Here is a 12,847-nt window from a genome sequence, read left to right as displayed (position 1 = left end):
GCCTCCCTCGCGCCGAAGCCGCTCGATGCTCCTGTCGAATGGCGACTCTTGAACGGATTAGCAAGGGATCAACATGCTTTGCATTAATGCAGCTGCGCAAAGGCCTAGCCAGGACTCATTGCGCATGAGTGCACGCGAGAACAAACACCTATGAAGGAGCGCGAGCGGAGAACATTACTCTCTCATCTTGATTGCACGCGCGCAAGATTTTTTTGGTTTGTTGGCTCGCTGCTCGACCGCTATATCGAGCAACGTCCTCCCTTCCTTACTCGCGCCTCCGCGCGAGAATTTTTCACTGACGATAATTTCTGAGTTTTTGTACGCGCCGAGACAGTAGGGACTGCAATCAGTCGTAAAATGGCTTGAGAATGACAGACTTATTTTGGAGCACTTGGGAAATTATCTCGCTGATAGAGCAAGCAGTCGATGAGGGCGCTCTTAAAAATTGTCTTATAGACATCGCCAAAAGTTACGGATTTGCATCGGTATTTGGCGGAATCGTACCACCGGGTGGCATGCGAAATTCAAAGGCCGAAATTCAAGCTCGCGCGGTCGTGCAATATTTCCCTGATGGCTGGGCAGCCAGATACCTCGATCAAAACTATCTTCCGCGCGATCCGATTGTTGGTCGTCTTCAAAAAGATCGAAATGCATTTTCCTGGTCGGAAAGTTATAAATCCTGTCCCGAACCAGACAACGTGCGGGCTGTCGGAGGTGAGGCTGCCGACTTTGGGTTGGTTGAAGGTTTCGTGATCCCCATCACGACGCTAGACCAGCGGATTGCGGCATTATCATTCGGCGGAGCAAGGGACGACCTCAGCAATCGTGACCGATCAGCCCTTATTTTTCTCGCAAATTTCGCCATCGGTCATTGGTTGTATTTGCGCCGCCCGAGACCAACGTGCAATAAAACGCTCTCGCCCCGGGAGCTTGACTGTCTTCTTTGGGCCGGGGAAGGAAAAACAGATTGGGAAATATCCGTCATTCTCGGCATTTCTCGGTCAACAGTAACAAAGCACATCACTTCAGCACGCGAGAAACTTAACGCCGTCAATAAGCCCCACGCAATTGCAATCGCGATGCGTCTGAAGATTTTGGGCTAAGATCTTCGTCGCAGACTCCAGGGAGCATTCTCACATTCTGTGAGCGCCTCCATTGTCGTCGATACTCTCAAATGCGGCAGCAGTCACTGCTCGGCGAGCCTTCAGAAATCGCTCGCGGTGGTTAGCGCTCAACTGCGCCTTTGGCCCTTGATTGCTTGCAAGCTAGGCTTTTCCGCTTCGAGCTCTCGCACAACTTTTTCCTGTTCCGCGCGGAGTTTTGCCAAGGCATCGTTCTTGATCAAGGACGTTGGCAGCGGCTGCGCCGGGTGTTCTGCGATCGCCCGCGCAGCCTCGACAGCCGCGGCCGCCTCCCGAGCTTCACGTGCCGCCGATTGTTGCGATCCGACAACGATGGCCCTTTCCGCGCGCAGTTCCTCTTGGGAGGTGGGATCAATGCCGCCACTCGCCTCTTGCCGGCGCGCCGCATCGATTGCACGACTTGCGACATGTTCAGCGGACGCCGCTTCACGTTCTTCCTTGATGCGAATCTCCCGGGCACGCTCGATAAGCCGTTCGGCTTTCGCACCAACGACGGCTTCGACCTCCGACCGGCTGAGTTGCTGTACGCCACGTTCCTGCATGCGCTGGAGATCAACGCGATTGGCGAGCGTTTCCAGGTAGCGCGCAGATATCTCGCGGAATTGTTGCTTCGTCGTCCCATCTAAGAGGTCGCTGGTCCGCGAAACCGCCTCGTTCATGAGACGTAGATCCTGAGCCATTCGCTCCGATGTAATTGGCACCTCACCCTCCTTGGTCAAAAACTCCACGCGCTGGCCAATCGTATGAAGGATGGCCCCAACGGTCTGCGCCATCAACAGCCGTTCCAGCATATTTTTTGCCGTCCTGTTTGATGGCTGCTCTACAGCAACCGCCTTCCAGGCGACGATGCTCTCGTTGACGACTTTGCGATCGGGCGCGGACATCGGCAGGCGGATCGGGTTTATTTTCGCCACCCTGATCCGCTGCCGGGCATTGTCGATGAGGCGTTGGTTGGTGGGATCGGCGGCATAGGCGCGGTCGCGCGCTTCTCGCCCGGGGCGCGGACGATCCGCCGCCTGGACGATGGCCTTATCCGTCGCGCCATAGCTTTGGGAAGAGACTCGCTCCTTCGCTGAGGTCGCTACGATTTTCAGGCCCTGTGCCTGGGCGTGCATGGCATAAACCTCACGCCACTCCCGAAAGGTCTCCGGACCTGGATGGATTTTCTGACCGGACTCGTTCTTCACAGTGACGACTGCGTGAGCGTGGATGTGCCCGGCCGATTCCTTGTCAGTGTGGACCCCGAATATGAACTTATGATCGCCAAAGCGATCGTGCAGGAACGCGCGCGCCGCATCCGTAAATGCGACAATGTCGGTTCCAGTCTTCGCCGACATGATCAGGTGCATCGTATCGCGCGCCGATTGCGACCGAAGCGACGGTCCCCACTCCCGCGCGGCCATGCGCGCATCGGCGACGTTGGACAGGATTTTGCCGTGGTCGTCGATGGCGGCGCCCTTCTCGATCAGCTTGTTGAGCCTGTAGGTGACGCCGTCGCGACCATGGCTGGTCGCGCCCGGCCGGATCATCACAGCGTCGCCGCCAATACCGGTGGCAGCTTCGACCCTCATGCGAACGGCGAGATTGGACACCGAGTCGAGACGGCGCGGTCGGGCTTCATGTGCCTGATCGGCCGCCTGGCCGTCTCGAATTCGGAAGCGCTCCTTGCCGCTCCCGGCCATCACAGCGACAATGTGCGCTTCCAGGCCGCCAGATCCATCGGCGTCTATGCGAGCGGCGTGACGATGTCCGCAGAAGGCGGACTCAATCGCCTTCTCGTACGTCGCCCGCCCCTCCAGCGTATCGAGCACACCCTCAACCTTGAGACGGAATGCGCCGACGTCCTGGCTTTCCGCACGCTTAGAAAAGTCCGGCGACCAAGCCTTGATCTCGGCGGCCACGGCTTCCCGGTCCGTCAACATCCGCCCATCATGAGTCTCGAGCGGAACGTCCTCACGTTGGACATACTGACCGGTCGCCGTGGCGCGTGCCACGCCGCGAGCATAGGACACCACCTTGATGACCGCGGGCTGATAGCCGGCTGCCAATTGTCGGGCGCGGCCAGCCGCTCCCTGCCCCGCCCCGCCGAAGCCGCCGGCAACAGGTGCCAGCGCGCTCGGACGAGATGGTGCCGCGCGGCCGCCGCCTCCACCTGTCGACGTGGCGGGCAGCGCTCGCGATCGCTCCTCATCCCGACCGCCGGTGATCGTTTCGCCACGGATGATCTCATCGGCCGGCCGCGTCTTCGGAAGCTGCGCGACTCGGCCGCTGCGTGGCTTCCGATCATCATCAAGCCCGGCGCCTGGCTGTGGCCGGCGGCGCGCACGACTGGCGTCTTGAACGGATCGTCGAGCGGCCTCAACTTGTTCGAGCCACCAGTCAATTTGCGCCGCGCGGTTCATGCGATATCCTCGCCCAAAACCTCTGCCGGTAGCGCCAGCCCCGCCCTGCGCCGAAGTTTCGAACCGTACGCGACCGTGATTTCGGTCAGTTCGTCGTTGATGGCGGCGATGACCTCATGCAGACCGCGCCACACGGGTTCGGTGTCCTCGATCCGCACGGCTTGGCCGCGATGGATGGCCCTCAAAACCTGGGACAGGTTGCGGCCAACCATACGCACCTGCTGGGAGAGCTCGACGATGGCGCGAGTGTTCTCGGCCGACAAGGCTGGCCCCGCCTGAATGGACGCCCGGATCAGCCGGCGCACAACCTCTGCCTTCGGCAAACCGAACAATACGACGGCCGCCTGCAGACGCTGTTCGTCTGCTTCAGACAGCTCGGTCCGGAGTCTCGGCTTTCGCTTCGGTGCTGCGGCGGAGCGAGTCATCGGCGCGCCCTTCCCCTTCCCGGTCGCACGGCTCGCGGCCACCTGGCCGGAGCCGAACCCACCGGCATCGACGAGATGCCGGCCCTGGCGCGTGAGCGCCTTCTTCGGCTGCGCCCAGCAGCCGCCCCCGAGTTTGTGGCCCACAAACCGGTATCTTGTCAACCAACATCTAATATACTGACTATACGCCCTCAGCTCATCACGAACGTCAGCGACTCAGAAAAACGTGAGTACGGACGACCCCACACCACAATGACGCGGCACCTCAAAGGTCCCGACCGATTGCGGCAATAACGCAATTGGGTAATGCCGCGTTTCGCTCTATCGCGATTGCCGCATCAACGAAACACTGGAATCATGCAAGTAGGAAAGGCCTTAGCACCGCAAAACCATTATCCCGCAAAGCCGTAACATCGCAATCCGCTACCGCGGCAATGCGCCATAACCGCACTGCCGTTACCACGCATCTTCGCAACAACGCATTGCTTCAAGAACGCGATCACAAACTACCGGAAAGACACATTCCGCAATTGTCGCATGTTCATTATGTTGTATGTTACTCATTCGTTTGGGTTGCCAAGGGAGGAACCAGTTGCCCAGCATCTTCGCCGTGGCGAATCCGAAAGGCGGAAGCGGCAAGACGACCGTCGCGATCATCCTCGCGGGGGAGTTCGCCAAACACGGCTATTCAGCCGTCATCGTCGACGCTGATCCGCAAGGGTCGTCCTACCAATGGCATGCGTCGTCGGTTGCGCGCGACTTGAGCCCGCAGGGCGTCGACCTCGTGCGTGCGCCCGATGAGAAAACCCTCGCCCAGGCGATCGATCGACTCGATGGCTATGACGTCGTCGTCATCGACACCCCGGGCTATTACGGCAAGGTATTGATCCAGTCGGCGCTTCGCGCCGACCTCGTCGTCTTGCCCTGCAAGGTGCACACTTTCGACGCTTCCCAGGTCGTCCGCACAATCCGCAATCTCGAACAGCATGCCGTTGCCTCAAAGCTGCCAATGAGCCCACATCGCGTTCTGTTCAACGAATACGATAGCTTCGACCGCAATACGCGCCCCCTCAGGGAAGTCGTCGCTTACCTCGATGCCGAGAAGGTGCCGGTCTGCGCCACCGCGCTGTACCGGCGCGTCACCTACCGCACCATGACGGTTGGGCATGGCACGCTGTACCAAATGAACGACAAGGATGAGTCGATCAGGAAGGCTCGTTACAATGCCGACCAAGTTGTTCGCGAATTACTCGCGGCAAGCCAGGGCGCCGGCCAGGACGATAGTGACACATGACGGATCCCGCCGCCTCTGCACAAAAGCCAGATCGCCCTCCGCTGCCCCGCGACGCGTTTCGCGCCCATCGGGTCAATTCGTCCACGACAGATGCACCCGCGGCCAAGCCGGTTGTCGTGACGCCGGCATATGAAGATCTGGTCGTCACACCCTCCCCGCACTCCGCCCCGACAGATACTGCATTCCCGCGAAAGCAGCCGCGCCCTCAGAAAGCCCGGGATCGAAACCCTTTCGACGCCTACGGCGAGCGGTCGTCGTCTCGGCCTTATGCGTTGCGGTTGCCCGACGCGATCGACCTTGTCGTCCGTCAAATCGCCGCGGAGGAACGGACACATCCGCTTCGGATCATCGATCGCATTCTGTACGACCACCTCAAACGAACCGGGCGTCTTCCGCCGACGCGAGAAACTTGACGAATACGTCCTCACCGGCGCCGGGTTCCAGCAAGACGTTGTCACAACGCGACGCCCCGAAATTATGGGAGTTGGACAAACAGGATCACTCTTACGAGCAATCTTCCGGGAGGGAAGACGGGAGGTACTCCCGATCACGGGCCGCATGCCCTTGTCGGCGGAGCGCCAGCAGCATCGGCCAGACCGAGAATTCTCCAGTTGTGGCGCGGCGGGCCAGGATCCTGAGATAGCCTCCAGGGCTCTTGATGGCCGCGCCACGTTGTAGAATAGCGGCCAACACCACGCTCGCCTGTCCGTCGCCCATGGCATTGCAGGCCTCTTCCCATGCGCTGGGACTAATGCCGAGCATGGGACGCACGGTTGATGCTGTGGAGATGAGATCCTGTGAGGTGCGAATGCCGCCGCGCGCGTAGTCGACGATATCGGGACAGACTTCGACCACCATGCGAATCGGAATTGCACCGGCCGAACCGGACCGCTCGGCGTTGCCTGCATGCGGCGCATGTGGGTTTAGGTCAGGATCAGATGGTCTCGGACCTTGAGCGGGTGAAGTCTGAATCTGATCGACGCACGGATTTGGCGGGCCGGCCTTGATCGGATCAAGGTGTCGTTCCAGGACGTCGACAATCGTCGCTGCCAGGCAGGTCAGGTCGACGAGGATTGGTTCAAGGATTTCGTATGTCGGGACGCGCGGAAGGCGTGCCATGAGGTCACGGAAGGTCCGGTGATAGGATACCCAGTCGCAGGCGACTTCTTGCTCCACGCCAGTGGCGATCATCTTGGCGATGTCACGCCGCACCAAGGTGATCCGCTCTCGAAGCATGACGAGCGCGTGCCGTTTGGCGATAGCAGCCTCGGCCAAAGCGGCAAATTCCTCGGCCCGCGTCACGATCGGCCCGAGATCAAAACCGAAGGCCTGCTCAATGTCGCCGGAAGTCGACTTGCGCGCGTAGCGTTTGCCGTTCGGGCTGTCGCGCCGCAGCACGAGTCCTGCGTCGACAAGCGTTGCTAGATGGCGCCGCAAAGTCGAGCCCGCCATCCCGTGAGCGCGCAGCGCTAGGAAGCGATTCGACGGGAATACGACCAGATCGGCCGCGCCGGCGGTCAACACCGTGTCAGGATGAAACGAGAGCAACGCATTCAAGACCACGAGCGTGCGGTCAGAAATGGCGAATGATGCGCGCGCTTCGCAGATATGCCGGAACACCTGCCATTTGTGGACGGGTTTCCCGCTGGGACATTCTCGAACGTCGCGCTGCGCCTTTATCGAGCCGAGCGATAGTGGTCGCCGTCCAAACGGCGTCATGGGATTCTGGCCGAGCATCTGCTTTCGCGTCCTCTCCTTGCGAATGCGCGGGGCAAACAAAGACCGTGGCGTGAAAACGCAGGCCTCTTGAACTGTCGGATGGCGCGGGCTAAAATGCCTCCATGCATTCGGGGCATTGTTGGCGATTGGCGTCGCCCGCCCGCTCATCCTCTCGAGAGACCCGGCTCTGCCGGGTTTTTCTTTGTCCGAACGCACCTCTTCTGGTTGAATCGAATCCATCTATTATATTGAATGTTGATCGGACGTCCAACGTGTAGGCTTGATTGCGCGACGGACGGCCTGATCTGCGTGGGAAGTGCGGGGATGAGCGATGGACGAAAAGCAATGCCGCCGAAAGGCAGCTCACGCGGCGGAAGGCAGTACTTTACGGCACGCGTTTCAGGCGGGGCTGGAAGAGCTCCGAGTGGGTTCCGGCCTCAGCCGGCGAGAATTCGCGGAGCGGCTTGGGATTCCGCGATCGAGCTATTTCCACTTGATGACGTCGGCGGCCAATCCCAGCCTCGACTACATCGAACTCATAGCCGAGCGGGCGGGTATCGATCCGCTGAGATTGCTGTACCGGCAGGGTAGTTCCACGGCTGGACGCCGCGCGGACATCAGGGATAGTCGGGCGGCAAGATGAGTCGTTTCAGGACTTGCCTGTAAAATTCTCCAACATCCAATATACTGGACCTCGGGCTTGGTGTATGTTCCCCGGCGTTTCTCCCGGTGGACCTGAAAGCCAACCTACCATGTCACCAGTCCGCAAACCCCAGGCGATCGATCATTCTGTTCTGAGTGAAATGCTTGCAGCCCGGCTCCAACAACTCGAAATCGAGAACGGTGGGACGGAACGCTTCCAGCGAAAGCTAGGCCTTGCGCGTGGCACCTACTACACGATAGTGCGTGGCAGGGGGAATCCGACGTTCCGAACCATCGAACGCATCGCATCGAGCCTCAATATGAGTGTATTCGAATTGCTTGGCTTCAACGATACCGATGCCCGTCGTGCGCTGAATAAAAGCGGTATCGATTACGATGAGCTGGTGTCCGCAATCGAAAAGAAAAATCAAGCCGAGCGTGGCCTTGCGCGTCAGACGCGATCACGCAAATTGCCATACTGAGATTAGCGCAACCGGGAAGGCGGGAATCGGCGGGGAGGCCGAAACCTCCCCGCCGATTCACTATGCGGCGGCGCGCTCGCTGGCCTGCGCCAGCCGGCCGACCTCCAGAGCGATAAGATCAACGGTGTAAACCCGCTGGCCGTCGCGCTCATAGCTGTTCTGCCGAAGCCGTCCGCGGACGTGGACGAGGTCACCCTTGCTGACGTGCTCGCTCACGTAGGACTGGATCGCCTTCGTGAAGATCGTGACTTCGTTCCAGTGCGCGTCGTCCTTCCACTGACCTTTGTCGTCCTTGAAGGGATAGTTGGCGCAGACGCTGACGCGAACGGTCTTGCCGACTTGCTTGATGGTTCCGACCCGACCGATGAGGGTGAATTCGGCGATGTTGCGCATTGTCTTTCTCCATCTTGTGGGGCTGTGCCCCGTTGCGATGGCGATCCGTTCATGGCCGGGAAGACGAAACAGAGCCGGAGCACGCCAGAGGCGAGCGGAGGGCAAGCGCAGCGCTGCGCCCCGGCTGGAGCCACGAATTTTGGCGCCGCAGGCGCATGCGCGAGGAATGCCGGTCGGGGTCCCGCTTGCAGGGGAAACCGGCAGGGGAAAATTCTTGGCTCCAGGGGCCGACGTGCCGTCGACGGCCATAGGAATCCAGCCATGTAACCGAGAGCAACAGCCCAGACGGAGAGAGATCTGCAATCGCGGCGCGCACCCGGCTCTTGGTCGGCGCGAGAAACACGCACGGCGAGCCCATTGTCGCGGCTTTTTGTGCACCTCCCGATCGGGGACATTTCGGAAGCCCCGACGCGGGCTGATGGATACGATCGACCCGGCGATCCCCAGGCAGCGTGCGATTCGACGGCGGCGAAACTGCACACCGTCGGACGGCCGCGCAGTTTCAGTTTTCGACGGCTCTCGGGTCGCTCGATCAACCGTTCGTGGTTAGTCGCCAGCATGCGGCGAGTTCGAGAACGCAGGGCAAAACGACGATGTGGAGGTGAGGTCGCCATCGCGTCACGCCCGCCGCTTTTCGTGGAGACGCGAATTGATTTGCGACATGAGGATCGGTCCGAGCGAGAACTCCCCGGCCTCGGCTTTCCGCGTCAAACCGCGCAGATAGCCACCGGCGGAGCGGATCGCCGCGCCGCGCTGGAGGATGCAGGCGACGACAACCGCGGCCTGGGTTTCGCCCAGGACTGTTTGCGCCTCCTCCCAGGCGCTCGGACTGATCCCCAGCATCGATCGAACCACGGCGGCGGTGGCGAGGAAATCCCGCCAGTTCGAGATGCCGCCCTTGGCGTAATCGACAATGTCGGGGCACGCGGTCAGCACCATTCCCAACGGATACGTTCCTTCCGCCATCCTCGCCGCTTGAGGTTTTGGCTCGATCCTCGCCGCCCTGCCTTCTGGAAGGCTAGGTTCAAGATCAATAAAGGGATCTGTATTTGAATTCTGTATGTGGCGCTCAGAATGGGACTCATTGGCGCTAGGATTTGTAGTTTTAACGTGTGTTTCCAGAAGATTGAGGACGTCATCTGCAAGCTGTGACAGCTCTTCGGCGATCGGCTCGAGTTCTTGCCGCGTCGCGGTGCGTGGAATCTGGTCAACGATCGAGCGAAAGACCACGTGGATTTCCTGCCAGTCAGCCGGCCCCTGCCCTCCCCGACGCGTCGGAACACCTTCCTCAATGCCCGTGGCGATCATCTTGGCAAGATCGCGCCGGCAAAGCGTGATCCGCTCCCGGACAAGCTTGAGCGCCCTGGCTTCGGCCTCAATGTCGGCCGCCAGACTCTCAAACTCCTCCGATCGGACAACCAGCGGCGACAAATCAAAGCCGAAGGCGAGCTCGATCTCGCCGGCGCTGCCCTTCCGGGCGTAGCGCTTGCCGTTCGGACTATCCCTCCGCACCACCAGGCCCGCGTCAACGAGAACGGCCAGGTGACGCCGCAGCGTCGACGCCGGCATTCCATGCGTCCGCAGCGACAACTGATGGTTCGACGGAAAGACGATCAGATCGTCTTCACCCGTAAGTGCCGTCTCCGGATGAAAGGTCAGGAGCGCGTTCAAAACCGACAAGGAACGCTCGGAAACGGCAAGCCGCGGCCGCGCCGTGCAGATGGCGTGAAAGATCTTCCATTTATGTACGACCTTTTCGGGTGGCCGCGCGGTGGCCACCATCTGGCTTGCCACGTGGGCAAGTGTCAATGATCGCCGCCCAAAGGGCGTCGTTGGAGAGTGTGACTGCATGTCTTTGCCTCTTCAGGGCAAAGGAATTCGGCTCGCCAAAACGACGCCGTCTCTCACGAGACACTTGACTGCGATTCGCGGAAGTGATTCTCTGTCAGTCGCCAAACAGACAAGAGAGGGCTTCCGGACGGAAACGTTTGGGGGCCTTTTCTTTTGCCGCTATGAATCCTTCTTCGTATTGCGGGAACGCGGTTTACGCATCGGCGCGACGTCGAAACGCCGCGTAGATTTCGGGTAGCTGTTCAATCAAGTAAGACCCGAAAGCTGGCGCTGATTTCTCTTCGATCGTGAATTGAAGGCGATCTTTTCCCTGCACGATCTGCGCGAGGGGAGCGCCAGTATCTGACTTAATGAGCTGCTTGGTCTTTTTGGGCTGACGTGGTGACAGCCCCTTCAGAACCCGGGCGAACCGCGTGTCGCTCTCAAGTGCATCGAACCCAGTCGACGCGATCGCCTGGCGCCATCTGTCTCCAGTCTTTGTGAGGAGTTCAGCCAATTGTTCCCACCGGGGCCGACCAACCTTTGGGGCCGGACCGATGGCGATAATGAGCTCTTCGGGGACGCTGCGTGCGACCGTGATCATCGTGGATAGATTGCCCTTGTGAACTGCCAAGGCTGCCGTCAACGCTGACCGAGCGAACCCGTGATCCTCAAGCCGCGCTGCGAAAAGCGCGCGCTCGATGAAAGAGAGATCGCGCCTTTCGAGGTTTTCCCGGCCCTGGGCCACTACGAGTTGTTCGTCGCTCAGGTGTTTGACAATTGCCTTAACCGGTCGGCCAAGGCGCTGCAGCGCTTCTAGCCGCCGATGCCCATATGCGACTTGATATCGCCCCTCGGTTTGAGAGCTCGGTCTGACGAGAATCGGGACTTGTTGCCCATGTTCGGCAATGCTGGCCTGGAAGGCTTCAAACTCCGCAGCCTTCGCATCGTCCAACCGGTCGCGAATAAAGGACGGATCGATCAGTGTGGGATCGAGCTCCACCACGTGATCTCCGCCAGCGAGTTGCTCACGGAGTGCTCTCGCTTCGTCGGCATCCTGCGATAGGCTCTGCAGAGAGAGCCCCATAGCCTTAAGCGATCCCGATTTGACCGGCGTGCGAGTTTGCCGATCATCAGATGATGGCTGCGCGGTAATTGGGGCCATCATGGCCTTGAGCGCGTCACGTCGCTTGTTCACACCGCCCTCCCCCATGCCTCTTTGACAAGATTCTCGATCTCGGCATGCGCACCATCGAGCGATTCAAGAGCGCGGTCGTAAGTGCTCCGGACAAAGTTCTCGCGGCCGACTTCGTACAGCGTTTGTTTGGTCAACCCTGCGTCAGAGATCGCAGTCGACTTCAAAATTGCGGTCGTAAGGACACGCTCGCCGAACAGACTACGCATGAGCCCAACGATTTGGCCTTGGGGACCGTCCGTGGGTTCAAAACGCGTAATCACGTAACGAAAGAAATCGTAATCAGCGTCGCCGCCGGCTTGCTCGACAACATCGAGAAGACTCGCGGTCATGTGCAAGAACTGCGACATCGATGCGACATCGAGCATCTGAGGATGGATCGTCACCAAAACACTGCGAGCGGCACACAGCGCGGAGAGCGTGAGAAAACCAAGAGAAGGCGGGCAGTCGAGAATGACGACGTCATAGTTGTCTTCGACTGACGCGAGCGCACTTGCGATGCGCGAAAAAAACATGCGCTCGGAGCCGCGGTTCCGTTCGGCCAGGACCTTGGGTGTATCGTGCTCGAACTCCTGGAGCTCCAGATTGCCCGGAACGATATCGAGGCCCGAGAAATAGGTTTTTCGGATGATCTCGGACAATGGCCGGCGCGCATCGTCGTAGCGGATTGCGCCATACAACGTTTCGTTCTCTTGGAGATCAAATTCCGGCTGGAGGCCGAATAGGGCAGAAAGCGATGCTTGAGGATCCAGATCAATCGCGAGAGTGCGATAACCCCTCATCGCGAAGTGTTGAGCCACATGGGCGGCGGTAGTGGTTTTGCCGGAGCCGCCCTTGAAGTTCGTGACGGCGATGACCTGGAGATGCTCCCCTTCCCGCCGGTTCGGGACGTAGCTCTGTTTGGTCTTCGCAAGGGTGCGTCGGATCTCGTGCACCTGCTCAAGGGAAAACAGGCGGCGCCCACGGGCCGTCTTCTCTGCCTCAGGGGCGTCGCCGGCAAGTGAGAGATGGCGAATGTAGGCGTCAGTAACGCCGATCAGCTTTGCTGCTTCGCCGGAGGTGAATTTGCGAAGCTCTTTCAGGGACGACGGCGGAAACGCGCGCAGCCGCAACTCCTTGAGCTGGGCGCTCAGAAGATCGGCATCCGACTCCACAAGCCGCGTTAGAGAGCGGACTTTCTTGCCGGTCCGGTGGCTAGCGTCATTTGCTGCTAGAGCCGTCATATACGCTCGGTATCCAAATTTTCCACATTGAGCGTAAATTCGGCGACTTCTCCGAGTCGGTCAAGCAAATAAGGGTTAACGACAATTAACCACTTGGCCC

The 12,847-nt window shown here is 59.8% G+C and carries 12 protein-coding genes; 5 read left to right on the top strand and 7 right to left on the bottom strand.

Annotation, left to right across the window (positions count from 1 at the left end; translation table 11 throughout):
• The first annotated feature begins 368 nt into the window (after positions 1-368).
• Entirely contained in the window at positions 369-1,103 is a 735-nt protein-coding gene (locus OCA5_RS19020; RefSeq protein WP_013913433.1) for a helix-turn-helix transcriptional regulator, read from the top strand.
• A 128-nt stretch (positions 1,104-1,231) separates the two neighbouring features.
• Here the strand turns inward: OCA5_RS19020 and OCA5_RS17750 are convergent, their stop codons facing one another.
• Positions 1,232-3,544, bottom strand: a complete 2,313-nt coding sequence (locus OCA5_RS17750) for a relaxase/mobilization nuclease domain-containing protein (RefSeq protein ID WP_012564762.1) — start codon at positions 3,542-3,544, stop codon at positions 1,232-1,234.
• A complete protein-coding gene (locus tag OCA5_RS17745) occupies positions 3,541-4,113 on the bottom strand; it encodes a hypothetical protein (protein ID WP_012564763.1) in 573 nt (190 codons plus the stop codon). Before OCA5_RS17745 ends, OCA5_RS17750 begins: the two co-directional genes overlap by 4 nt.
• A 448-nt stretch (positions 4,114-4,561) precedes the next feature.
• On the opposite strand from OCA5_RS17745, the gene OCA5_RS17740 reads away from it, so the two are divergent.
• Positions 4,562-5,263 carry a ParA family protein gene (locus OCA5_RS17740; RefSeq protein ID WP_012564764.1) on the top strand — a complete coding sequence of 234 codons (702 nt, stop codon included), beginning with the start codon at positions 4,562-4,564 and terminating at the stop codon, positions 5,261-5,263.
• Positions 5,260-5,676, top strand: coding sequence for a hypothetical protein (locus tag OCA5_RS19560; RefSeq protein WP_013913431.1), 417 nt, complete (start codon positions 5,260-5,262; stop codon positions 5,674-5,676). The genes OCA5_RS17740 and OCA5_RS19560 overlap by 4 nt, the downstream gene beginning before the upstream one ends.
• A gap of 91 nt (positions 5,677-5,767) precedes the next feature.
• Here the strand turns inward: OCA5_RS19560 and repC (OCA5_RS17735) are convergent, their stop codons facing one another.
• Positions 5,768-7,000 carry a plasmid replication protein RepC gene (gene repC, locus OCA5_RS17735; protein WP_013913430.1) on the bottom strand — a complete coding sequence of 411 codons (1,233 nt, stop codon included), beginning with the start codon at positions 6,998-7,000 and terminating at the stop codon, positions 5,768-5,770.
• Between the two features lie 313 nt (positions 7,001-7,313).
• On the opposite strand from repC (OCA5_RS17735), the gene OCA5_RS17730 reads away from it, so the two are divergent.
• Both OCA5_RS17730 and OCA5_RS17725 read left to right on the top strand, forming a co-directional pair.
• Positions 7,314-7,625, top strand: a complete 312-nt coding sequence (locus OCA5_RS17730; RefSeq protein WP_013913429.1) for a helix-turn-helix domain-containing protein — start codon at positions 7,314-7,316, stop codon at positions 7,623-7,625.
• A 64-nt stretch (positions 7,626-7,689) separates the two neighbouring features.
• Entirely contained in the window at positions 7,690-8,106 is a 417-nt protein-coding gene (locus tag OCA5_RS17725) for a helix-turn-helix domain-containing protein (protein WP_244396100.1), read from the top strand.
• A gap of 60 nt (positions 8,107-8,166) precedes the next feature.
• On the opposite strand, the gene OCA5_RS17720 is transcribed toward OCA5_RS17725, so the two are convergent.
• The 4 genes from OCA5_RS17720 to repA all read right to left on the bottom strand — a co-directional run bounded on the left by OCA5_RS17720 (position 8,167) and on the right by repA (position 12,747).
• Positions 8,167-8,499 (bottom strand): single-stranded DNA-binding protein, encoded by a 333-nt coding sequence (locus OCA5_RS17720; protein WP_012564767.1) that lies wholly within the window; start codon positions 8,497-8,499, stop codon positions 8,167-8,169.
• A gap of 618 nt (positions 8,500-9,117) precedes the next feature.
• Positions 9,118-10,350 (bottom strand): plasmid replication protein RepC, encoded by a 1,233-nt coding sequence (gene repC / locus OCA5_RS17715; protein ID WP_012564768.1) that lies wholly within the window; start codon positions 10,348-10,350, stop codon positions 9,118-9,120.
• 193 nt (positions 10,351-10,543) lie between these two features.
• Positions 10,544-11,527 (bottom strand): plasmid partitioning protein RepB, encoded by a 984-nt coding sequence (repB, locus tag OCA5_RS17710; RefSeq protein WP_013913427.1) that lies wholly within the window; start codon positions 11,525-11,527, stop codon positions 10,544-10,546.
• Positions 11,524-12,747, bottom strand: a complete 1,224-nt coding sequence (repA, locus tag OCA5_RS17705; RefSeq protein WP_012564770.1) for a plasmid partitioning protein RepA — start codon at positions 12,745-12,747, stop codon at positions 11,524-11,526. The genes repB and repA overlap by 4 nt, the downstream gene beginning before the upstream one ends.
• Positions 12,748-12,847 lie beyond the last annotated feature (100 nt).

The sequence above is a fragment of the Afipia carboxidovorans OM5 genome, assembly GCF_000218565.1.
Classification (GTDB): domain Bacteria; phylum Pseudomonadota; class Alphaproteobacteria; order Rhizobiales; family Xanthobacteraceae; genus Afipia; species Afipia carboxidovorans.
This window is presented reverse-complemented; position numbering and strand designations above follow the sequence as displayed.